The organism is Kitasatospora sp. NPDC003701 (genome assembly GCF_053587085.1).
This window is the reverse complement of sequence record NZ_JBSFNM010000041.1, coordinates 63439-84992: the sequence shown is the minus strand read 5'-3', so window position 1 is coordinate 84992 and position 21554 is coordinate 63439. Positions and strand designations below refer to the sequence as shown.

The following is a 21554-nucleotide window of genomic DNA, read 5'->3' as shown; positions in this document are numbered from 1 at the left end:
CTCATCGGCGCCGCCCTCCTCACCCTCCTCGCCCTCGCCCTCACCACCGTCGCCCTCGGCGTCATCACCGCCCTCAAGGTCAACGACGACCAGCAGCCCCCACCCCCACCCATCACCCGCCACGGCCGCTGGGAACTGCGCCAACTCCCCGACGGCACCACCGAATACGCCTGGATCGCCCGCCAGGCCGGCCACTACGGCCCCGAAACCCGACAGCGACAGACCCCCGGCCGCCACCGCATACCCGGCTGAGCGGACCACGCAGAGGCCCCCGCCCGACCCAGGACAGGGGCCCCGCCGCAAACGACCCGGCGACGACCCGAGCCGAATCCCCGCCGCCGACACCGTGCGACCGGGCAGAATCGGCCCATGCTGACCATGGGATCCATCGTGTTGGGTGTCGCGGACGTGCGGCGCGCGGTCGCCTTCTGGACGGAGGCGCTGGGCTACGTCCCCCGCGACGAGATCGAGGACGACTGGGTGGTCCTGGTGCCCGCCGAGGGGCCCGGGGTGCAACTGGCCCTCGGCCTCAGCGAGTCGCCCGTCCAGGAGCACCCGCGCGTCCACATCGACCTGTACGCGACGGACGCCGCCGACCAGGCCGCCGAGATCGAGCGGCTGCTCGCGCTGGGGGCGCAGTCCGTCGACTGGGACCTCTACCCGGAGGACCCGGACTTCGTCGTCCTCGCCGACCCCGACGGCAACCGCTTCTGCGTGATCGACACCGCCCACGGCTGACGGCCGGCCGGAGCCCGCGTCAGCCGCCGGGCTCCGCAGGTTCGCCGGGCTCGCCGGGCTCGCCGTGGTCACCGCGATGGCCGCGGCGGCGGCGACGGCCGGTCCGACCGCCCTCGCCCTGTTCCCGGACCCGGCTCTCCAGCCCGCTGCGGACCCTCTGCGACAGGGTCCCGGCGGCGGCCGCCAGGAAGACGAAGTTGTAGACGATCTGCAGGATCACCACGAGCCGGGGCCCCTGGCCGGCCGCCGTGATGTCGCCGTAGCCGACGGTGGCCATCGTGACGATGGTGAAGTAGAGCGCGTCCAGGCGGGTGTTCAGCCCGTCGAACTCGCCGGCCGCGGCGGCCAGGACGTAGTACGTCCCGGCGAAGACGTTCATCGAGAGGCAGATCAGGACGACCAGCCACATCCCCGGCCGTCGGCCCGTCCCGCGCAGGAGATCGAGGATCCGGGCCAGCAGGAGCCCGCTCAGCAGCATCAGGACGGCGGCGAACACCAGCCAGCTGAGGAGCGGGCGGCGTTCGCCGAAGTAGCGCAGCGGCAGGGTGAAGTACGCGACCATCAGCAGGGCGAACGAGCCCAGCAGCAGGAGCCAGGCCCGCACGTCGATGTGGGCCTCGGCGGGTGGGGGCGGGGTCGCGGACATCCCGCTCAGCCTGCCGCAGCGCCACCGGACCCGCTCGCCGGGCTGCGCCGAACGGGCTGCCGGACCCGAGGCCGCCCGGGCCGCCCCGCCCGGTTACGACGAAGCCCGGTTATGACGAAACCCGGGTACGACGAGGCCCCGGGTACGACGAAGCCCCCGCCGTTTCCGGCGGGGGCTCGGTCGGAGAAGTGCCTCAGGCCGTGGTGCGGGGCGCCTCGGTGGCCTTGGTCACGTTGGTCGGCGCGACCGCCTGCGGGGCCACCGGCTGCTGCGGCGCGGCCTGCGCCTGCGGGGCAGCGGTGCTCTGCGCCGTACCCGGCGCGGCGGCGGCGTCCGCGGCCGGAGCCTCGTCCTCGCGCAGCGCCTTGGTCTCCGCCTTCAGAATGCGCATGGACTTGCCGAGGCCACGGGCCATCTCGGGCAGCTTCTTCGATCCGAACAGGAGGATGACGACCGCCAGCACCACCAGGAGGTGCCAGGGCTCAAGACCGTTCCGCAGCATCCCTGGCCACCGGTCCCTTCTTGTCTCTAGTCACAGGAGGGCAAAGCGCCCGACCTGGCCAGTATGCATGTCCGCGGAGGCGAACGTATACACCGGCCGGGAAACGCTGGTCAAAAACCAGGTGTTGGCGAAGCAGACAGCCATTTGTGGTCTCCACCACGCAGTGAATTCCGGCCACCTGTTCAATTGGCATATCCGAGGATGAGGACGCAGAACACCACCGCCACCGACCCCACCGCGACGGACAGCACCAGCAGGACGCGCGTCCCCGGCAGCGGCGCCCCGACGCGCATCGCCGCCTCCACCCGGGTCCACCGCCGGTAGGCGAGCAGACCGAGCACGGCGCCGCCGAGTGCGCAGACCGCGGCCAGGGCGCCCCGCAGAGGCGCGGGGGCCAGGTCGGGGGTGAGCTGGTCGACGGCGATACCGCCCGCGAGCAGACCGAGCGAGGTGCGGATCCAGGCCAGGAAGGTCCGCTCGTTGGCCAGCGAGAAGCGGTAGTCCGGCTCGCTGCCGCCCTCCGACCGCGATTCCGGCTCGGATTCCGGGTCCGACCCCGGCTCCAGGTCCGGCATCGGCCCTCCCGCTGCGTTCCCGGTGTTCCCGTCGAACCCAGGCTGCCCTGCCCGGCCCCACTCCGCAGCTCAGGCCGGGGAGAACTCGGATGCGCGGGCCGTCCGGCGTCCGCCAGACTGCGGCGATGAGCATCGACACGGCCGGCCCCGCGGCCCCCAGCCCCGCCCAGGAGCGTGCCCTGCGGCACGTCACGGCGCTCGCCACCGGTGGCCCGCTCGGTGCCGGTCTGCGCGTCACCCTCAATTTCCACCCCGACCGGGCCGACGGCGGCCGGGACATCCTGACGGCGCTCGCGCAGGACGGCGTCTACCGCTCCCAGTTCGTGACCGGTACCGGCAACGGCGGCCTCACCGCCCACCCGGGCGGCGACCGCTGGCGCTGGGAGAGCCGGATCTTCGGCGGCGCGTACGACGAGGCCCCGGCCGAGGAGCGCCCGGTCTACGGCGCGCTGAACTTCCGCCGCAAGGCGATCGGCGCGGCGCCGCGCTTCGGCTCGGCCCACGTCCGGCTCGCCCCGCGGGCCCTCGTCCGCGCCACCTTCTGCTACCCGGACAGCTACCTCGACCCGACGGACCTCGGCACCGCCGAGCGGATGTCCCTGATCGCCCTGGCCGAGGCGGACGACGCGGACGAGCTGGACGACTACATCGAGGCCCAGGTGCACGGCCCGGTCCGGCTCGACACGGACGTGGAGGCGCTGGTCCTGGACCCGAGCTACCGGGGCACCGCGGTCGAGGAGCGGGCCCGCCGGCTGCCGTGCGCGCTCGAATGGCACCCGGGCCTGCGCCTGACCACCGAGGAGCTGAGGCGCCACCCCGAGTACCGGGGCCCCGAGTTCGTCGCGCTCGGCGTCGAGATCGCCGAGGACGGCCTGCTCGACCCGCGCATCATCGGCGACGCCGTCCGCACCGGCCGCCACGATCCGCAGGACCTCAAGCGGGTCTGGCACTACCTGGCCCGCTTCGGCTCGCCGCCGCAGTAGCCGGCCCGGGGGCCGGCCGAGGCGCCGGAGCGGGCCCACGAGGAGCGGGACCACGAGGAGCGGGACCACGAGGGGCGGGCCCGGGCCTGACCGGCGTCGCGCCGGGCGCGCCGCCCAAGCGGCCGGAGCGCCGGGCCTGTTCGCGGCGGTCGGACACGGATTTCCTCCCAGAAGGACGGGATACCGCCGCGCGCCCGCCGCCGGAAGGATGTCGGGGCACGGCCTGATGTGAGCACGTCCACCTCGGGTCGGGCTGCCCAGCCCTGCCCGAGGAGCCACCGCGTGCGTGCCGCCCGCCGGGACGCCGCCGGCGGCTTGGTCTGTTTCGCGTCCTCGGAGCAGAGCACCGTTCCCCTGCGCCACCCCGACCCGGTGGGCCTCCGCGCGCCGGCCGCTCGGCTGCCGACCCTGTGCGCCCACCCACACCGAAAGCGGGACCGCCACGATGCACCGCCCGACCCGGATCATCTCGACGGCACGGCGTCTGACCGCCCTGTTCGCCACGGCCGCCGTCTCGGCCGGCATGCTCCTCGCCACCGCACCGGCCGCCGGGGCGACCCCCACGGCCCAGCTCGGGGGCCCGTTCCCCGGCTTCACCTGTGACTCCGGCTACTACCACTTCAACACCATCAACAACCTGGTCCTCGACGCCTCCACGGGCAGCACCAATCCCGGGCAGATCATCTACTGGCCCTGGCGCGACAGCGAGAACCAGCTGTGGCAGGTCTGCCACACCGCGGACACCGGCGGACGCGTCCTGCACCAGTTCATCTCCAAGTGGGACAGGGGCCAGTGGTGCATGTCCATCGACAAGCGGGCGCCGCTTGAGGCGGGCGACTGGTTCCTGATCGACAGGTGCGACGGCAGTGCGCGCCAGCAGTTCTGGCTCGCCGCGAGCCCGGTGGCGGGCTGGTTCGCCATGCAGGCCCAGAACAGCGGGATGTGGATCGCGACCGTGGACGGGACCGGGACCGCCCAGTACCCGGACCGGGCCGACCTCTTCTCGCTCCAGCTCTCCTGACCCCGGGGCCGCGTGCGGCGGCGTCCGACCGCCGGCAGCCGAAGAGCCCCCGCCCGGTGGGCGGGGGCTCTTGATGACGCGCAGGGCGGGGTTCCGGTCAGATGGCAGCGGGCTCGGTGAGACCCTCGGCGGCCTCGGCGGCCTCGGGGGCCTGGGCGGGGAGGTGCGCCATCAGGCGGTAGGCGAGGAGGGCGGCGCCGACCGCGAAGACCAGGCCGACCACGGCGGCCACGTGCAGGCCGTCGGTGAAGGCGGCGCGGGCGGTGGCGAGCAGCTCGGTGCCGAGGCGGCCGGGCAGGTGGGCGGCGACGGTGACCGCGCCGCCGAGGGTGTCCTGGGCGGTGCGGGCGGCCTCGCCGTCGAGACCGGCCGGCAGGGCGCCGTCCAGCCGGGAGCGGTAGACGGCGGCGCCGGCCGCGCCGAGCAGGGCGATCCCGAGCGAGCTGCCGAGCTCGACGGCGGTCTCGGAGGTGGCGGAGGCGGTGCCGGCTCGCTCGATCGGCGCGGCGGAGACGACCATCTCGGCGGTGAGGGTCATGGTGCCGACGGTGCCGGCGGCCAGGACGCCCGCCGCGGTGAGGATGAGGGCGAGCGGCGAGTCGGCGCCGACCTGGGTCATCATCGCGAAACCGGTCGCGCCGACCAGGAAGCCGCCGGCCATCAGCACCGCCGGACGGACCTTCCCGGCGAGCGCCGAGCTCACCCCGACCGCCGCACCGACGCCCACGCTGGGGACGAGCGACCAGAGCGAGGCCGTCAGCGGGCTCATGCCCTTGACCAGCTGCAGGTACTGCGAGGTGAAGAGGGTGAAGCCCATCATCGCGAACATCGCCACCGTGTTGACGGTGATCGCCCCGGTGAAGGCGCGGATCCGGAACAGGCTCAGGTCGAGCAGCGGGGCGGCCGCGGTGCGCTGGCGCCGGACGAAGAGGCCGACGAAGAGCAGCCCGAGCGGGACGGCCGCGGCGGCGAGCGGGCTCCAGCCCTCCACCGCGAGGGTCTTGACGCCGTAGACCAGCGGGAGGATCGCGGCCAGCGAGAGGCCGGCGCCGAGCAGGTCGAAGCGGCCGCGCTGCGGGGAGCGGTACTCGGGCAGCAGGAAGGGGGCGGCGATCAGCAGCAGCACCATCACCGGGACGGCGACCAGGAAGGCCGAGCCCCACCAGAAGTGGTCCAGCAGGAGGCCGCCGACCACCGGGCCGAGCGTGGCGCCGGCGGTGAGGATGCCGCCCCAGGCGCCGAGGGCGATCTGGCGCTGCTTGGGGTCGTGGAACATGTTCCGGATCAGCGCGAGGGTCGAGGGCATCACCGTCGCCCCGGCGGCGCCGAGCACGGCGCGGGCGGCGATCAGCTGGCCCGCGCCGTCCGCGTAGGCGGCCAGCACCGAGGCGCCGATGAAGCCGGCGGCGCCGATCATCAGCAGCCGGCGGCGGCCGATCCGGTCGCCCAGCGAGCCCATCGTGATCAGCAGCCCGGCCAGCAGGAACGAGTACATGTCCATGATCCACAGCTGCTCGGTGCCGCTCGGCGCCAGCGTGGTGGAGATGAACGGGACGGCGAAGAAGAGCACGCCCATGTCCATGGTCAGGACGAGCGTGGGGAGCAGGAGGACGGCCAGGCCGATCCATTCGCGACGGCCTGCGCGGCCGGTGGTTGCGGTCATGAGGAAGACGGTACGGGCGTGTCAGACGCTTGTCTAGTACAAGCGTCTAAATCATTTGTCTCAGGCTTACGTGTGAGACGGGCGTGCAAGACATTTGTCCAGACAGGACGTAGCATCGGGCCATGGGAAATCGTGAGGACCTGCTGGCCGGCGCCAAGCGCTGCCTGTACGAGAAGGGCTACGGGCGCACCACCGCCCGGGACATCGCCACCGCCTCCGGCGTCAGCCTGGCGGCCATCGGCTACCACTTCGGCTCGAAGGAGGCGCTGCTCTACGCGGCCCTGATCGAGGCTACGGGGGAGTGGGGCGCGGCCCTGGGCGCCGTGGTGGCGCGCGCGAGCGAACTCGCGGACAACCCGGAGGACCGGTTCGTCGCGGTCTGGGAGGGCGTGAAGGAGACCTTCGTCGAGCACCGCGGCCTCTGGGCGGCGCAGTTCGAGGCGATGGTGCAGGGCGAGCGGGCGCCCGAGCTGGCGGCGGCGCTCACCGCGGTGCAGAAGGAGGGCAGGCTCGGGCTCGCGGCCCTGTTCCAGGGGCTCACCGAGGTGCCGGACACCGAGGACGAACTGGCCCGCGGCATGTTCTACCAGGCCCTGCTGGTGGGCCTGGCCGCCCAGTGGCTGGCCGCGCCCGAGATGGCGCCGACCGGGAAGGACTTCCTGCGCGGCCTCCAGCTGGTCGGCGACACCGTGCTCCGCCCGGCTACGCCGTAACCGCCGTCAGCAGCACCACCGAGTCGACGTGGGCCAGCAGCCCGTGCCGGTCCTGCGGGATCGGGTGCAGCTGGCCCGCGGACAACTCCTGCAGATGCCCGGCGACGGTGAGCGATACCCGGCCGCGCAGCACCTGAATGCTCGCGGCGGCGGGCGCGTTGTGCTCGTCCAGCGACGTCCCGGCGGTCAGCGCGATCACGGTCTGGCGCAGCACGCCGTCGTGCACCACGAGGTGGGCGCTGCGCCCGTGCGGGCTCTCGGTGGCCTTGGCCGCGTGCTCCACGGCGAGCTGTTCGAGATCGACCATCGGGTGTTCCTCCCGGCCTGCGGTGTCCTCCTGGGCCTGCCTGGGCCTGTCCGGGCCTGCCTGCCTGTCCGGGTCTGCCTGGGCCTGTCCGGGCCCCTCGCGGCGCCCCTGGGGCCAGCGTCGCGGACGCGCCCGGCTCGCGCACCCGGAGCAACCCGGCGTGCGGCCGTCGCGGACTGCACCCATGGTGGACCCATGGCGACCAATGACAGTTTCCTCAGCGGCTTCCAGGTCAACCGTTCGCTGCTGGCCGGCGGTGCGGTTCTCACAGGCATCGGCGCGGTGCTCGGGGCGGCCGGGGCGGCCATGGTGTGCGCGGCGCTGGCCACGGCCGGGCGCTCGTGGGTCCGGCAGCTGGACACCCCGCCCACGGCCATGGCGCAGCGGGCGCTGCGTCAGGCCAAGGTGGCTTCGACGGCGGCATCGTCGGCGGGCTGGCAGGCCTGGCGGGCCGAGCAGGGTTCGCCCAACTGAGCCCGGCCGGCCCGGCGTCCGGGCCGCCCGGGTGGCCCCGATCGCTCCGCCGTCCCACCCGTCCCACCCGTCCCACTCGTCCCACCCGCCCCACTGCCTCACCGTCCGCTGCCGCGCCGCCCGGCTTCACCCGGGCGGCGCAACCGTGCGCGGGAGAGTTCGGGCGGGGGCGTGGGCGGGAGAGCGTTGGGCGGGGGAGTGCCGGCGGGCCGCCATGGGGGTGCGGCCCGCCGTCGTTCCCGGCCGGGACGGCCCGGCGGGCGCCTGCGGGGGCCTGCGGGCGCCCGCAGGGCCGTCCGCGCAGGGCTTCGCTACAGGCCGAGCGACTTCGCGACGATGCTGCGCATGACCTCGCTGGTGCCGCCGTAGATCCGGAACACCCGGTTGTCGGTGTAGAGGCGGGCGATCGGGTACTCCAGGATGTAGCCGTAACCACCGTGCAGCTGGAGGCACTTGTCGATCACGCCGGAGGCCGACTCGGTGCAGAACAGCTTGGTCGCCGCCGCGTCCGCGACCGTCAGCTCCCCGCTCTGGTAGAGCTCCAGCGCGCGGTCGACCATCGACTGCTGGGCCACCACCTGGGCCTCGCAGTCGGCCAGCGTGAACTTGGTGTTCTGGAACTCGGCCACCGCCTGGCCGAACACCTTGCGCTCCTTGACGTACTGGACCGCGAACCGCACCGCCGCCGCGGAGGCCGCGTAGGCGCCGACCGCGATCGCCAGCCGCTCCTGCACCAGGTTGTGGGTCAGGTAGGAGAAGGCCTTGCCCTCCTCGCCGAGCAGGTTCTCCACCGGCACCTTGACGTCGCTGAACGCCAGCTCGGCGGTGTCGGAGGTGCGCAGGCCGATCTTCTGCAGCTTGCGGCCGACGGTGTAGCCCTCGGAGGCGGTGTCCACGCAGAGGATGGAGAGGCCGGCCCGGCGGTTCTGCGGGTCGTGCGGCGCGGTGCGGCAGATCACCAGGACGAGGTCGGCCAGCACGCCGCCGGTGATGAAGGTCTTGGCGCCGTTGAGGACGTAGTGGGTGCCGTCCTCGGAGAGCCGGGCGGTGGTGCTGATGCCCGCGAGGTCGGAGCCGGCGCCCGGCTCGGTCATCGCGATGGCGGTCATGATGTCGCCGGAGACGAAGCCGGGCAGCCAGCGCCGCTTCTGCTCCTCGTCGGCGTACTCCAGCAGGTACGGCAGCACCAGGCCGGTGTGCACGCCGGAGGAGCCGAAGCTGACGCCCGCCCGGGCGGTCTCCTCGGCGACCACCGCCTGGTACTTGAAGCCGCTCTCGCCCGCGCCGCCGTACTCCTCCGGGACCTCGATGCCGAAGACGCCGAGCGCGCCGAGCTGGCGGTAGAAGTCGCGCGGCGGGTGCCCCTCGGCCTCCCAGCTCTCGTAGACGGGGACGACCTCGTTGGCGATGAAGTCCCGGATGGTCTCCCGGAAGGCCTCGTGGTCCTCGGTGAACACGGTGCGGCGCACGACGGCGCTCCCTTCGGTGGTGCCGGGCGGTGCGGACCGGCACGCCTTCGCCGCGGCCGGGCGGCTGCGGGCCGGTGTACAGCTGATCGCCCCACAAGTTAATCCCGGGTAGCTTCGACTGTCCAGGGTCGACGCGGCGGTGTCCGTACCGTGACCGAGCCCGGTGTCGCGGGCCCAGGGCCGCCAGAAGTGAATCCTTGCTAACCTACGGGCGGCAGTGCGGGCGGCAGCCCCGCCGACCGGGTGGTCGGCACCCGGGCGGGCAAGGGCGAGGGAGCGGCGTCATGGTGGTACGACGGCCGCCCGCGCGATCCCGGCAGGCGCAGATCCTCGCCGTGGCCGCCGAGCGCTTCCACCGCAGCGGGTACCACCAGGTCTCGATGACGGAGGTCGCCGCCGGGGTCGGCATCACCGCACCGGCCCTCTACCGGCACTTCCGGGGCAAGCCCGAACTGCTGGACCGCGCACTCCGGTCGGGGCTGGACGAGCTGGCCGGCGGGCTGCGTGCGGCCTCGACCACGGCGGACGTCTGCGCCGCGCTGGCCGCCGTCGCGGTCGGGCACCGGCCGCTCGGCACGCTGGTGCAGCGCGACGCCCGGCTGCTGCCGCCCGCCCGGCGGGCCGCGCTGCGCCGCGAGCTGCGCGCGGACGTGGCGCTGATGGCCGCCGTGCTCCGCGACGAGCGCCCCGAACTCGACGCCGCCGACGCCGAGTTGCTCTGCTGGTCGGCGCTCTCGGCCGGCGCCGGGCTGTCCTACCAGTCGGCCGTCCCGCAGCCGCGCCGGGCCGAGCGGCTGCTCCGCGAGCTGGTGGCGGCGATCCTGGCGGCACCGCTGGACGGCACGTGCCCCGATCCGCGGGACCACCCCGCCGCGGCGCCGTCGCGGCCGCAGCCGCGCCGGGAGGAACTGCTCGCGGCGGCGGTGCGGTTGTTCCACCGGCGCGGGTTCGACAACGTCAGCACCGACCAACTCGGCGCCGCCGTCGGGATCTCGGGCCCCAGCGTGTACCGGCACTTCGACAGCAAGGCCCAGTTGCTGGCCGCCTCGCTGGTGCGCAGCCGGGAGCGGCTGTGGCACGAGGTGGGGGGCGCGATCGCCGTCGCCGCCGGCCCCGGGCCGGCCCTGGAGGCCGCGCTGGCCGCGTACGTGGGCTTCGCCCGGCGCAACAGCGACTACCTGGGCGCGATGCTGAGCGAGACCGAGCGGCTGGCCGCGCCGGACCGGCGGGCCGCGGTGGACTTCCGCCGGGACTTCCTGCGGACGTGGGTCGAGCTGCTCCGCCAAGTCCGCCCCGAGGACGACGCGGCCCAGGCCCGGATCCGGGTGCACGCGCTGTTCGCCCTGGTCAACGACGGGGTGCGGAACCGCCCCTCCAGCGAGCGGCCGGACCTCGGGGACTGCCTGCGGCGGCTCGGCCGCGCCGTGCTGGGCCTGGCCGACCCCGGATAGCGACGCCCGGCCGAGCCGGACGGCGACGGCCGGGTGCCCGCCCCCGCGCTGGTGGGGGCGGGCACCCGGCCCGGCGTTCGCGGCCCGCGGGGACTCCCGGTGGGCCGCGAACGCCCTGCGGTCGGAACCGGTGGGCTAGAAGAAGATGTTCGGGTGCACGTCGGCCAGGAGGTTGCCGTTGCCCTGGAGGGCGCCGATGTTGCCGCCGTTGCCGGTGACGGCGACGCCGTTGTTCTGGTTGCCGGCACCGGACCCGGTGGCGGTCTGCTGGGTGTTGACCACGTTGCCGTGGACGTTGCCGATCACGTTGTTGGAGCCGGTGTTGCTCACGATGCTGCTGTTGGAGTGCTGGCCGGCACCGGCGCCGTTGTCGGCGTGCGCGGTGGCGGCGCCGACCCCGACGAGGAGGAAGGCCCCGAGGGCGGTGACGGCGGCGGCTGCGCGGATACGGGACACGGTGGTCTCCCTGGGAGTGGAGTGCGAAAAGTGGCGCGTCCCGGGGTGGCCGCCCCGAAGCGCCGGTTCCTGACGTCGCACGACCAGCATTCACCAGCACCGTGGACGAACTCCACCGAATGGGTGGCAATTCGCCCGATGGTGTCATGAAGGAGGCGAACCGGAAGGCCGGGCGATATCGCAGAAGGTCACCGGGAGACGGCCAAGTTCGCTCGAAGGAAGGCGGGTTGGGTGACCCGGACGGCGGTGTCGGCAGGTCGTCGCTGTCAATGCGGGGTTGACCGGACCACCGGCGTCAGAAAGAAATGGTCGCCGGATAGTCGCACTGGCACACTGAGGACCCATGTCTGATGGTCTCCCGCCCGACCTTCCCTCCCCGCCCGCCGACGGACCGGAGGGACCCAGCTCCCTGCCCGCCGACGGGCAGGAGGGACGCGTGCCCGCCGAGGATCTGCGTACGACCGAGGTCGATCTCGGCGGACTGGTCAACGTCCTCGCCACCCACCTCTACTCCACCCCGCTGGTGGCCCTGCGCGAACTCGTCCAGAACGCCCACGACTCGCACACCCGGCGGCTGCTGGAGGACCCGGACGGCGGCCACCGCCCGCTGATCCGGGTCCGCGCCGACGCCGGCCGGCGCACCGTCGGCATCGAGGACACCGGCGCCGGCCTCACCGAACCGGAGATCCACGCCTACCTGGCCACCGTCGGCACCGGCTACACCCGGATGCTGCGCGACCTCACCGGCAACCAGGAGCTCATCGGCGCCTTCGGGCTCGGCTTCCTCTCCGCGTTCTCGGTGGCCGACGAGGTCACCGTCACCACCACCTCGCACCGCGAGCCGCGGCTCGGCCACCGCTACCGCAGCTTCGGCGGCGAGCAGTACAGCGTCGAGCAGGTGCCCGCCCGGCCGACCCCCGGCACCGTGGTCGAGCTCGCCCTGAAGACCGAACACGCCCACCTCGCCGACGAGGACGCGCTGCGCGAGGTGCTCGGCCGGTACTGCGTGCTGCTGCCGATCCCGGTCTTCGTCGGCGACGACGACCAGCCCGTCAACGCCGTCCCGGTGCCCTGGCGCCAGGTCGTCGACGGGGACCAGCACGCCGCCCGGATGCGCTTCGCCGGCGCCTTCGGCCGCCGCTTCGAGCCGCTCACCGCCTTCCCGGTGCAGCCCGCCGAGGGCGGCAGCGACGCGGTCGGCCTGCTCTGGGTCCAGGACGGCGGCACCTACGGCAGCAGCGACAACCGCGACCTCGCGGTCTACCTGCGCGGCATGCTGCTCGCCGAGGACGCCCGCGACCTGCTGCCCAGCTGGGCCGGGTTCATCGGCGGCGTGGTCGAGTCCAGCCGGCTCACCCCCACCGCCAGCCGCGAGGACCTCCAGCGCGACGAGCACTACCGGGCGCTCCAGCAGGCCCTCGCCGACGCCGTGGTGGAGGGCCTCTACGAGACCGCCCGGCTGCGCCCCGCCGTCTGGCGCCGCATCCTCGCCCGGCACGGCCAGGACCTCCTCGGCGCCGCGCTCTGCGACGACCGGCTCTTCACCCTGCTCGCCGACGACGTCCCGGTGCCCACCTCGCAGGGCGACCTGACGGCCGGTGCGCTGCGGGCCGCCGGCGGCGGCGCGGTGCACGTCGCGCTCGGCAGCGGCGGCGGCTTCGAGGAGATGCTGTACCGGGCGATGCAGGTGCCGATCGCCCGCGGCGACCGCTACGCCGTGCTGCCCTTCCTGCGCCGCTACGCCGCGCTGCGCGACTGCCGGATCGTCGAACTGGGCAGTGAGAGCGGCAACCGCGAGCTGTTCCGCGACCCGGAGCGACCGCTGCCCGCCGAGGAGGCCGCCTGGCTGGCCGGCGCCCTGACCGACCCCGGCGAGCAGCTCGTCCCGGCCCGGTTCGACCCGCCCGGCCTGCCGCTCGTCCTCGTCCCCGACCGCGAGGCCGAGCTGAAGGCCCGGATCGAGGACGACCAGGCGGACGCCCGGATCCCGTCCGCCGCCCTGCGGCTGGCGCGGGCCTTCACCGCCCGCTCCGGCGGCGAGGTGAAGGCCCGGCTCTACCTCAACCTGGCCTGCCCGGCCGTCCAGGACCTGCTCACCGCCTACCGCGGCGGGCACACCGGCAGCGCCACCGCCGCCGGGCTGCTCCGCTCGCTCAAGGTGATCATGGCGGCGGCCTCGGCCGGCTCCGCCACCGGCGACCTCGGCGGCGCCCTGGCCGGGATCGGCACCGCGGTCTCCGCGCTCGCCGCCGCCGTGCCGGCCGGCCTGCCCGCCGTCCCGGACAGCCCCGGGAGCCTCGGCGGTCCAGGGAACCTCGGCGGTCCCGGGAGCCTCGGCGGCTCCGGGAGCCTCGGTGGTCCCGACGGCCGGGGCTGACCGGGGCGACCCGCAGCCCGACGCGGCCCGCCGAGCGGACCGCCGGGGCCCCGGCCCCGCCACCGTCCGCCACCGCGGACGGATTGTCAGAGGTGGTCGGCACACTGACCACCAGTACAGCGCACCACCCGCAGGGGGAGACGCAAGCAGCATGAGCACCGACATCTGGGCCTGGGTCCACGACACCCACCGGCAGCTGGCCGAGGCCGGCCACCGGCGGCTGGCCGACGCCATCTACGAGCTCCCCGGCCACGCCAACGAGGGGCGCAACGACCAGCTCGACGCCGTCTACCCGGAGGCCGTCGCCGCCGCCCGGGCACTCGGCCTGCCCTGGGTCGAGGTCTACCTGCGGCACTGGCGGATGCAGAACCTGCTGAACAAGCGCCACCAGGGCGAGCAGGCCCTGCCCGAGGCGGTCGACCTGCTGGAGTTCGCGCACCGCGAGGAGACGGCCGGCTGCCCGCAGTCCGTCTGCGTGGTGCAGGACTTCGCGATCTGCCACGCCCGGGTCGACGGCCCCGGCTACGTGCCCGAGCGGCTCGCCGTGCTGAGCGAGACGCTGGAGCGGATCGAGCCCGCCCGGGCCTGCTTCGACTGCCTCTCCCGGGAGTACTCGGACGCCCTGGAGGACGACGGCCGCCCGGCCGAGGCGCTCAGCCACCTCGACACCGCCGCCGCCCGGATGCAGTCCGCCGGCCAGCGGCTCTCGCTGCACTTCCACCACTCCCGGGCCGGCACCCTCCACCTGCTCGGCCGGCACGAGGAGGTGCTGGCCCTGCTCGACACCGCCGAGCAGGCCGAGCGCGCCCGCGGCCGGGAGATCGACGCGAGCGACCGCCGCTGGGGCGCCGTGCTGCGCGCCCGCGCACTCGCCTCGCTCGGCCGCACCGACGAGGCGCTCGCCCTGCTGCCGCCCCTGGCGGAGGCCGAGCGCCACGCCGACCTCCGCGGCCCCTGGACGACGACGGTCGAGCTGCTGATCGCGGCCGGCGCCCGGGAGAACGACGCCGAACTCGGCGCCGCGCTGGCCGGCTGGGTCGGCTACCTCGACGGCACCGGCTCGCACCGCCCCTGCGTCGACCTGCTGCTGGCCGCCGGCCGGCTGGCCGTCGGGCGCGGCGCCCGGACGATCGCGCTCACCCTGGCCGCGTTCGGCGAGCGCAAGCTCACCCGGCTGCGCCGCACCGACGGCGTCGCGGAGGCGGTCGCGCGGCTGCGCGCGGACGCCGAGGCGCTGCCCGTCCCGGAGCTGCCCGTCCCGCCGGCCGAGCTGTCGGCCCACCTCGCCGAGGCGCGGGTGCCCTACGAGACCGGCGCCGACCTGCTCGCCGTCGCCCTGGAGCGCCACCGGGGCGAGCCGGCCGTCGCCACCGCGCTGGCGCTCGACCTGGCCGCGGTGCTGGGCGGCCTCGGCCACTCCCGGGCCGCCGCCGACCTGCTCTGGGACCGGCTGGACGCCGACCCGGCGAGCGAGGAGCTGACCGTCATGCTCGGCAGCGCCCTGATCGAGGCCGCGGACGACGAGGGCATCCGCCGGCTCGCGGACCGGCTCGCCGGGTCCAGCCCGTCCGACGGTCACTGGATCCGGGCCCGCTGGGCCGCCGCCGAGGGCCGCTGGGCCGAGGTGCTGGAGCAGTGCGAGGCGATCCTGGCCCTGCACGCGGACCGGGTCAACACCCGCCGGCTGGCCGCCGCCGCGGCCACCGAGCTGGGCGACCACGCGGCCGCGCAGCGGTACTACCAGGAGATCCTGGAGCACGCGCTGCCCGCCGAGGGCACCCCGGACGAGCAGCGGCACCGCACCGTCCAGGAGCCCGACCTCTGGCACCTGCTCACCGCCGCCACCGTCAACCGGGACTGGGCGGCGGTCCGCTCGGCCGGCGCGCTGATCGGCATCGAGTTCGACGAGCCCGAGGGCCCGGTCGACGAGGAGTGGCAGATGGTCACCGTCCGGGCCGCCCGGACCAACGGCACCACCGCCGACCTCCCGGCCGTCCGCACCGGCCCGGCCACCGCCCGCATCCTGCCGGTGCTCGGCGACGACCTGACGCTCAACCACGGCGACGTGGTGGTCTTCGCCCCCGCCCTGCTGGAGGCGCCGCCCGGCGAGGACGCCCCGGAGGAGGAGCGGCGCCGCCACCGTCCGGTGTTCGGGCTGCTGACGCTGCTCGACCCGGCCGGCTACACCACCTACTGGCTGGACGGCGGCTGGCCCGGCGACGAGGCCTGGGCCCGGCTGCGCGAGGAGCTCGGGCAGGCCGGCTACGCGGTCTGGGCCTACAGCGGGGAGCAGTACAGCATCACCGACCCGGCCGACGAGGACGCGGTGCTGCCCGGGATCTACGCCGCCGTCGGGGTTCCGCCCACCGCCAAGGCCGCCGAGGCCGACGCACTGCTGCACCGGCTCACCGCGGCCTGGCCGCACCCGCCGGCCTGGCTCGGCCTGGCCGAGGCGGCGGGCGCGGACACCGCCCGGCACGAGGAGATCATCGAGCGCTACGGGCTGTAGCGGGGCGGGGCGGGGCGGGGGAGGACAGGGGGAACAGGCAGGGAGGGGCGGGGGCAGGGAGGAGCGGGCAGGGCGCGGGGCAGGGGCTCGGGTGAGAGGTTCTTGGTGAATGCTTTACTGTTTCATTGCCAAGAGTCGACCTTCAGGAGTGTCTGCCCCGTGACCAGCCTCGCCCTCGGCCCGTCCTGGCTCGATCCGACCACCCTGATCTCCACCTTCGGGCCGCTCGGCATCCTGGCCATCGTCTTCGCCGAGTCCGGTCTGCTGATCGGCTTCTTCCTGCCCGGCGACTCCCTGCTCTTCACCACCGGCCTGCTGGTGGCCGACGGCACCTACCTGCACCAGCCGCTCTGGCTGATGTGCGTCATGATCGTGGCCGCCGCCGTGGCCGGGGACCAGGTCGGCTACCTCTTCGGCCGCAAGGTCGGGCCGAGCCTCTTCCGGCGGCCCGACTCCCGGTTGTTCAAGCAGGAGAACCTGGAGAAGGCCGCCGCCTTCTTCGACCGGCACGGGCCCAAGGCGATCGTGCTGGCCCGCTTCGTGCCGATCGTGCGGACCTTCACCCCGATCGTCGCCGGGGTGAGCGGGATGAACTACCGCACCTTCGTCGTCTTCAACGTCATCGGCGGCGTCCTCTGGGGCGCCGGCGTCACCGTGCTCGGCTACTTCCTCGGCCAGATCCCCTTCGTCCGGGAGAACATCGAGGCGATCCTGGTCGGCATCGTGCTGGTCTCGGTGGTCCCGGTGGCGGTCGAACTGCTGCGCGCCCGCCGGTCCGGCCGGTCCGCTCCCGCCCGCCACCGCGCCGGGTAGGCACCCCCGGCGGCCACCGCCCGCCGCGACGTACATGTGCGTCCGGCAGTTCGATCAGGCAAGGTGTATCCGGAGATCGAACGGTGACCGGGCCGACCCGGGCGCCACCAGGGGCGGCAAGGAGCGGAAGTGCCTAAGCGGGGCCGACCGGGCGGAGGCAAGCGGGCCAGGGGCGGCAGGACGGCCCGTCAGGCGCGACAGACGCGCCCGGCCCCACAGGCGCGCCCGCTGCACCCCTCCGAGGCGCCGCCCACCGAGGGCCTGCTCGGCCACCCCGCCCCGACCGTCGAACCCGCCACCGTGATCCCGCTCCTCTCGCCGGTCCCGGAGACCAAGGGCCTGCTGAACCCGGAGCCCTCGGGCGAGCCGGAGCCGGCCCGGACGGACGGCGCCGGGGCCCTCGACACGGACACCGCGGGGACCGCCGGTGGGGCCGACGTCGGGGGCGCTCCCGTCTACCGCCGGCGCTCGGTCGCCGAGGACACCCTCACCCCCGAGGAGTGGCGGGCCGCCGGCTACACCCCGCCCGACGGCATCGCCGTCCCCACCCTGACGGCGGGCGCCCCCGGCGAGGCACCCTGGCCGGACCGGATGCGCACCCTGCTGCGCACCCCGATGTCCGAGCGCCCGGCCTTCGAGCGGACCCCCCGCGAACTGCACCCCTCCGCCGCCCGCAACGTCCCGCGGATCCTCGACCTGACCCTGCGCATCGGCGAACTGCTGCTCGCCAGCGGCGAGGCCGCCGAGGACGTGGAGGCGGCCATGCTCGGCATCGCCCACGCCTACCGGCTGGACCGCTGCGAGCCGCAGGTCACCTTCACGCTGATCGGGATCTCGCACCAGCCCTCGCTGGTCGAGCCGCCGGTCACCGCGGACCGGGTGGTCCGCCGCCGCACCTCCGACTACACCCGGCTGAACGCGGTGTACGAGCTGGTCGCCGACATCACCGCCGAGAAGGTCTCCGTCAACGACGCGTACCGCCGCCTCGCGCTGATCCGCCGCAACCGGCACCCGTACCCGGCCTGGCTGCTCTCGCTGAACACCGGGCTGCTGGCCGGCGCGGCGACCTTCCTGGTCGGCGGGCGGGTGGACGACAAGGGCTGGCTGGTCTTCGCCAGCGCGTTCATCGCCGCCGTCCTGGGCGACCGGCTCGCCTCGCTGATCGCCCGGCGCGGGCTGCCGGAGTTCTACCAGTTCGTCCTGGCCGCGATGCCGGCCGCGGCCTCCGGCATCATCCTGTCGTTCAACGACTGGGGCCTGCGCGGTTCCGTGGTGATCACCGGTGGGCTGTTCGCCCTGCTGCCCGGACGGGCCCTGGTCGCCGCGGTCCAGGACGGCCTGACCGGCTTCTACATCACCGCCGCCGCCCGGCTGCTCGAAGTGATCTACCTGGTCGCGGGCATCGTCATCGGCGTGATGCTGATCCTCTACCTGGGGGTCGGCTTCGACCCCCAGCTCAAACCGGACGAGAGCCTGACCGGGGTGAACTACCCGCCGGTCCAGATGATCGCCGCACTGGTGCTGACCCTGGCCTTCGCGATGCTGCTGCAGACCGACCGCCGCTCGCTCGCGATGGTCACCCTGAACAGCGGCATCGGCTGGGCCAGCTACGGCGTGCTCGTCTACAACGCCGGGGTCTCCCCGATCGCCGCCACCGGCGTGGCCGCCGGCCTGGTCGGCCTCTTCGGCCAGCTGATGGCCCGCTACCGCAACGGCTCGGCGCTGCCCTACGTGACCGCCGCGATCGGCCCGCTGATGCCCGGTTCGGCGCTCTACCTCGGGATGCTCTCGTTCACCCAGGGGCACGCCAGCGCCGGACTGGTGCAGATCACCCGCGCCGCCGCGATCGCCCTGGCGCTGGCGATCGGGGTGAACCTCGGCGGTGAGATCGCCCGGCTCTTCATGAAGCTCCCCGCCGGCACCGAGCGGCCGGAGCCCTACCCCGTCGCCCCGCGCCGCGCGGCCAAGCGCACCCGCGGCTTCTGACCCCGCCCGGCGCCGCGTCGGCGCGGGCGGCGGACTCGTTGGGCCGGTGTTGGCCCCCGGGCCATGTCGCGGCAGGGAGCACGCAGGACCAGGAACGAAGGTAAGACGCATGACCACACTGTTGGACGGCTACCGCGAGCACATCGTCGCCGCGCACAAACAACCGCTGTTCCTGCTGCTGGTCGGCTTCATCACCTCGTTCGTCCTCATCCGGTTCAGCGTGCGGATGATCCGCGCCAAGGTGCGCTGGTGGCCCGGCAACGTCACCCCCGGCGGCCTGCACATCCACCACATGGTCTTCGGCCTCGGCTTCCTGCTGACCGGCGGCATCGGGGTGTTCGCGACCTACGGCGGCCACCCGTGGATCGACGTGTTCGGGCTGATCTTCGGCATCGGCTGCGGCCTGGTGCTGGACGAGTTCGCGCTGATCCTGCACCTGGACGACGTCTACTGGGGCGAGCAGGGCCGCAAGTCGGTGGACGCGGTGATCTTCGGCATCCTGTGCACCTCGCTGCTGCTGGTCGGGTACGTGCCGCTCGGTGTGGTGCCCAGTCAGGAGACCAGGTGGGGACTGGTCACCGTGATCTCGGTGAACGCCCTGGTCTCGGTCGTCACGCTGCTCAAGGGCAAGGTCTGGACCGGTCTGCTCGGCATCATGGTGCCCGGCCTCTCCTGGATCGGCGCCGTCCGGCTGGCCCGCCCGAGCAGCCCGTGGGCGCGCTGGCGCTACGCGACCCGCCCGCGCCGCCGGGCACGGGCACTCCGGCGCGAGCGCCGACTGCACCGGCGTGCGGACATCGCCCGTACCTGGCTTTTCGACCTGATCGCCGGCGCCCCCGACAAGGTGCCCGCCGGTCACCCCGCCGCCCACCGGGTCGCCGAGCGGATGGCCGCCAGGGCCTCCGCCCACCTGGACGCGCACGCCGCCCGGGCACTGGCCCGCCGCTCCGCCCGGCTGGCCGACCGCCGCTCGGCGGCGGCCCCCGCGCCCGGCGGCGCGCCCGCCGCCGGGCCCGAGCCCGGCCCCCGGCCCCGGGCGCAGCAGCGCCGCCGCACCGTCCGGGCCGGCCGCAGCCGCACCTACGCGGTGCGTCCGACCGGCCTGGAGCCCCGGCCCGACCGACACCCCCGGCCGCGGCCGCACACCCGGCGGATCCACCGGTAGTTCGCATACGCTGTGCGCCTGGCCGGTGGTGAGGTCCGGGCGGATCGGCCGACGAGGTCCGATCTGATCATCTGACAGGTCACCCGGTCGGCGGCGCGGGCTTGGGGTGTGAAAGCCGCCCGGCTTGAGAATATGGCGATGAGTGACCGACTTGTCACGCGATGGGATATTTCGCGAGGTTCGCCGGGTTCACCAGGTCCACCAGGTTCGCCGGGTTCGCCGGGTGCTCCCCGGGCGGCCCTCCTCCGACACCTGAGAAGGGATGTCTCGTGGCGCGCAGGCTCCTGCCGACCCTCCTGTTGTCCCTCACCGCCCTGCTCGGGCTGCTCCCCGCCGCCGCGGCCGCCCCGGCGGAGCCGTCGGCCGGTACGGCGCCGGCGGACTCTGCGGCTGCCTCCCCGCCCGGATCCCCGCCCGGACCCCTGACCGGATCCCCGGCCGATGGGCCGTACCCCTCCACCGAGGAGATCGACCGGTCCAAGGCCGAGGCCGACCAGCGGGCCGCCTCGGTCGCCGCCATCGAAGCCGGGCTCACCGCGGCCACGGCCGAACTGGACCGGGCCGGCCGGTCCGCCGAGCAGGCCGTCGAGGCCTACAACGGCGCGCAGCTCACCCTCGCCCGGGCCCGCACCGAGGAGTCCGCCGCCGCCGGCCGGGCCGCCGCCGCCGAGGCCGAGCGCACCGAGGCCGCCGAGAACGCCGCCCAGCTGGCCGCCGAAACGTACCGTCAGGGCACCACCGCCGAGCTCTCCGCCATCAACGCCCTGATCGGCGCGCGCGGACCGCGCGAGGCCGGCGACCAGGCCGCGGTGGTCGGCGTCGCCAGCGACCGCACCCGGCAGATCCTGGACGCGGCCACCTCCACCGCCGCCGCCGCGACCCGCGCCTCCGCCGCCGCCCGCGCCGCCGCCGAGGCCGCCGAGAAGGCCGCCGCCGAGGTCGGCGCCGCCCGAAGCCGGGCCGAGGCCCGGCTCACCGCCCAGCAGGCGCAGGTCGTCGCGGTCGGCCAACGGCGCGAACACCTGCTCGCCGACCTCGCCGCCGCCCGCCACACCACCGTCGAACTGGAGCGGCAGCGGCGCGAGGCGCTGGAGGCGATCGCCGCCCGCGAGGCCGAGGCCGCCGCGCGGGCCGCCGCCGAGAAGGCCGCCGCGGAACAGGCCGCGGCGGAGAAGGCAGCCGCCGAGAAGGCGGCGGCGGAACAGGCCGCGGCGGACAAGGCGGCCGCCGACGCGGCGAGCGCCGCGAAGGCGCCGGTACCGGGCCCGCCCCCGGCCGCCCGGCCCTGGTCCGCCGAGGGCGCGGCCGCCGCCGTGGCGTTCGCCCGTTCCAAGGTGGGCCTGCCCTACGTCTGGGGCGGCGAGGGCCCGGGCGGCTACGACTGCTCGGGGCTGACCATGATGGCCTGGCGCCAGGGCGGCCGGCAGCTCAACCACTTCGCCGCCGACCAGTACGCGCAGAGCACCCCGATCGGCTACCGCCAGCTCCGCCCCGGCGACCTGGTCTTCTGGACCGACACCGGCCGGGCCGCCGACATCCACCACGTCGGCCTCTACATCGGCGACGACCAGATGATCGAGGCCCCCCGCCCGGGCATGCCGGTCAAGCAGGCCAGCCTCTGGATCATGGGCACCCCGGACTTCTACGCCCGCCCGTAGCCGGCGCGACCGGCCCGGGTGCGGGTTCCCCATGAGACGTGCGGTTCA

20 protein-coding genes are annotated in these 21554 nt (G+C 74.6%); 13 read left to right on the top strand and 7 right to left on the bottom strand.

Features of this window, described 5'->3' with window-relative positions; all coding sequences use genetic code 11:
* Together ACWDRR_RS30365 and ACWDRR_RS30360 are read left to right on the top strand one after the other, a co-directional pair.
* Positions 1–252: hypothetical protein (locus ACWDRR_RS30365; protein ID WP_449775444.1), on the top strand; the 252-nt coding region annotated here is incomplete at its 5' end.
* A gap of 117 nt (positions 253–369) precedes the next feature.
* A complete protein-coding gene (locus ACWDRR_RS30360; protein WP_449775443.1) occupies positions 370–738 on the top strand; it encodes a VOC family protein in 369 nt (122 codons plus the stop codon).
* Between the two features lie 19 nt (positions 739–757).
* Here the strand turns inward: ACWDRR_RS30360 and ACWDRR_RS30355 are convergent, their stop codons facing one another.
* The 3 genes from ACWDRR_RS30355 to ACWDRR_RS30345 form a co-directional block, all read right to left on the bottom strand.
* Positions 758–1384, bottom strand: a complete 627-nt coding sequence (locus ACWDRR_RS30355; protein WP_449775442.1) for a potassium channel family protein — start codon at positions 1382–1384, stop codon at positions 758–760.
* Between the two features lie 193 nt (positions 1385–1577).
* Positions 1578–1886 (bottom strand): Sec-independent protein translocase subunit TatA, encoded by a 309-nt coding sequence (gene tatA / locus ACWDRR_RS30350; RefSeq protein WP_449775441.1) that lies wholly within the window; start codon positions 1884–1886, stop codon positions 1578–1580.
* A 182-nt stretch (positions 1887–2068) separates the two neighbouring features.
* Positions 2069–2461: a YidH family protein gene (locus ACWDRR_RS30345; protein ID WP_449775440.1), complete on the bottom strand. Its 393-nt coding sequence runs from the start codon at positions 2459–2461 to the stop codon at positions 2069–2071.
* A 125-nt stretch (positions 2462–2586) separates the two neighbouring features.
* Here ACWDRR_RS30345 and ACWDRR_RS30340 point away from each other — a divergent pair, with 125 nt between their 5' ends.
* Together ACWDRR_RS30340 and ACWDRR_RS30335 are read left to right on the top strand one after the other, a co-directional pair.
* Positions 2587–3444, top strand: coding sequence for a DUF3626 domain-containing protein (locus ACWDRR_RS30340; RefSeq protein WP_449775439.1), 858 nt, complete (start codon positions 2587–2589; stop codon positions 3442–3444).
* Positions 3445–3889: 445 nt separating this feature from the next.
* Positions 3890–4465, top strand: a complete 576-nt coding sequence (locus ACWDRR_RS30335) for an RICIN domain-containing protein (RefSeq protein ID WP_449775438.1) — start codon at positions 3890–3892, stop codon at positions 4463–4465.
* A 97-nt stretch (positions 4466–4562) separates the two neighbouring features.
* Here ACWDRR_RS30335 and ACWDRR_RS30330 read toward each other — a convergent pair whose 3' ends face one another.
* Positions 4563–6128, bottom strand: coding sequence for an MFS transporter (locus ACWDRR_RS30330; RefSeq protein WP_449775437.1), 1566 nt, complete (start codon positions 6126–6128; stop codon positions 4563–4565).
* A gap of 122 nt (positions 6129–6250) precedes the next feature.
* Between ACWDRR_RS30330 and ACWDRR_RS30325 the strand changes: the two genes are divergently transcribed.
* A complete protein-coding gene (locus ACWDRR_RS30325; RefSeq protein ID WP_449775436.1) occupies positions 6251–6841 on the top strand; it encodes a TetR/AcrR family transcriptional regulator in 591 nt (196 codons plus the stop codon).
* Here the strand turns inward: ACWDRR_RS30325 and ACWDRR_RS30320 are convergent.
* Positions 6831–7148 carry a cupin domain-containing protein gene (locus tag ACWDRR_RS30320; protein ID WP_329488429.1) on the bottom strand — a complete coding sequence of 106 codons (318 nt, stop codon included), beginning with the start codon at positions 7146–7148 and terminating at the stop codon, positions 6831–6833. The two genes, ACWDRR_RS30325 and ACWDRR_RS30320, sit on opposite strands and share 11 nt — an antisense overlap.
* A gap of 195 nt (positions 7149–7343) precedes the next feature.
* On the opposite strand from ACWDRR_RS30320, the gene ACWDRR_RS30315 reads away from it, so the two are divergent.
* Entirely contained in the window at positions 7344–7622 is a 279-nt protein-coding gene (locus ACWDRR_RS30315) for a hypothetical protein (RefSeq protein ID WP_449775435.1), read from the top strand.
* A gap of 311 nt (positions 7623–7933) precedes the next feature.
* Here the strand turns inward: ACWDRR_RS30315 and ACWDRR_RS30310 are convergent, their stop codons facing one another.
* On the bottom strand, positions 7934–9091 hold the full coding sequence (locus ACWDRR_RS30310) for an acyl-CoA dehydrogenase family protein (RefSeq protein ID WP_449775434.1): 1158 nt from the start codon (positions 9089–9091) through the stop codon (positions 7934–7936).
* A 284-nt stretch (positions 9092–9375) separates the two neighbouring features.
* Between ACWDRR_RS30310 and ACWDRR_RS30305 the strand changes: the two genes are divergently transcribed.
* Positions 9376–10542, top strand: coding sequence for a TetR/AcrR family transcriptional regulator (locus ACWDRR_RS30305; protein WP_449775433.1), 1167 nt, complete (start codon positions 9376–9378; stop codon positions 10540–10542).
* 135 nt (positions 10543–10677) lie between these two features.
* Here the strand turns inward: ACWDRR_RS30305 and ACWDRR_RS30300 are convergent, their stop codons facing one another.
* Positions 10678–10998 (bottom strand): hypothetical protein, encoded by a 321-nt coding sequence (locus tag ACWDRR_RS30300; protein WP_449775432.1) that lies wholly within the window; start codon positions 10996–10998, stop codon positions 10678–10680.
* A 436-nt stretch (positions 10999–11434) separates the two neighbouring features.
* Here ACWDRR_RS30300 and ACWDRR_RS30295 point away from each other — a divergent pair, with 436 nt between their 5' ends.
* The 6 genes from ACWDRR_RS30295 to ACWDRR_RS30270 all read left to right on the top strand — a co-directional run bounded on the left by ACWDRR_RS30295 (position 11435) and on the right by ACWDRR_RS30270 (position 21506).
* The gene (locus tag ACWDRR_RS30295; RefSeq protein WP_449775431.1) at positions 11435–13375 is read left to right on the top strand and encodes an ATP-binding protein; all 1941 of its coding nucleotides are present in this window, start codon (positions 11435–11437) and stop codon (positions 13373–13375) included.
* Positions 13376–13526: 151 nt separating this feature from the next.
* Positions 13527–15884, top strand: coding sequence for a hypothetical protein (locus ACWDRR_RS30290; protein ID WP_449775430.1), 2358 nt, complete (start codon positions 13527–13529; stop codon positions 15882–15884).
* Between the two features lie 159 nt (positions 15885–16043).
* Entirely contained in the window at positions 16044–16697 is a 654-nt protein-coding gene (locus ACWDRR_RS30285) for a DedA family protein (protein WP_449775429.1), read from the top strand.
* A 129-nt stretch (positions 16698–16826) separates the two neighbouring features.
* Positions 16827–18683: a threonine/serine ThrE exporter family protein gene (locus ACWDRR_RS30280; protein WP_449775428.1), complete on the top strand. Its 1857-nt coding sequence runs from the start codon at positions 16827–16829 to the stop codon at positions 18681–18683.
* A gap of 109 nt (positions 18684–18792) precedes the next feature.
* Complete coding sequence (locus tag ACWDRR_RS30275; RefSeq protein WP_449775427.1) at positions 18793–19848, top strand: hypothetical protein; 1056 nt, start codon at positions 18793–18795, stop codon at positions 19846–19848.
* Between the two features lie 269 nt (positions 19849–20117).
* A complete protein-coding gene (locus ACWDRR_RS30270; RefSeq protein WP_449775426.1) occupies positions 20118–21506 on the top strand; it encodes a C40 family peptidase in 1389 nt (462 codons plus the stop codon).
* The last annotated feature ends 48 nt before the right edge of the window (positions 21507–21554 follow it).

Bases quoted from the DNA above. Each gene is read 5' to 3' on its own strand.
- ACWDRR_RS30360 (WP_449775443.1), top strand. From the start codon at position 370: ATGCTGACCATGGGATCCATCGTGTTGGGTGTCGCGGACGTGCGGCGC.
- ACWDRR_RS30355 (WP_449775442.1), bottom strand. From the start codon at position 1,384: ATGTCCGCGACCCCGCCCCCACCCGCCGAGGCCCACATCGACGTGCGG.
- tatA (WP_449775441.1), bottom strand. From the start codon at position 1,886: ATGCTGCGGAACGGTCTTGAGCCCTGGCACCTCCTGGTGGTGCTGGCG.
- ACWDRR_RS30345 (WP_449775440.1), bottom strand. From the start codon at position 2,461: ATGCCGGACCTGGAGCCGGGGTCGGACCCGGAATCCGAGCCGGAATCG.
- ACWDRR_RS30340 (WP_449775439.1), top strand. From the start codon at position 2,587: ATGAGCATCGACACGGCCGGCCCCGCGGCCCCCAGCCCCGCCCAGGAG.
- ACWDRR_RS30335 (WP_449775438.1), top strand. From the start codon at position 3,890: ATGCACCGCCCGACCCGGATCATCTCGACGGCACGGCGTCTGACCGCC.
- ACWDRR_RS30330 (WP_449775437.1), bottom strand. From the start codon at position 6,128: ATGACCGCAACCACCGGCCGCGCAGGCCGTCGCGAATGGATCGGCCTG.
- ACWDRR_RS30325 (WP_449775436.1), top strand. From the start codon at position 6,251: ATGGGAAATCGTGAGGACCTGCTGGCCGGCGCCAAGCGCTGCCTGTAC.
- ACWDRR_RS30320 (WP_329488429.1), bottom strand. From the start codon at position 7,148: ATGGTCGATCTCGAACAGCTCGCCGTGGAGCACGCGGCCAAGGCCACC.
- ACWDRR_RS30315 (WP_449775435.1), top strand. From the start codon at position 7,344: ATGGCGACCAATGACAGTTTCCTCAGCGGCTTCCAGGTCAACCGTTCG.
- ACWDRR_RS30305 (WP_449775433.1), top strand. From the start codon at position 9,376: ATGGTGGTACGACGGCCGCCCGCGCGATCCCGGCAGGCGCAGATCCTC.
- ACWDRR_RS30290 (WP_449775430.1), top strand. From the start codon at position 13,527: ATGAGCACCGACATCTGGGCCTGGGTCCACGACACCCACCGGCAGCTG.
- ACWDRR_RS30275 (WP_449775427.1), top strand. From the start codon at position 18,793: ATGACCACACTGTTGGACGGCTACCGCGAGCACATCGTCGCCGCGCAC.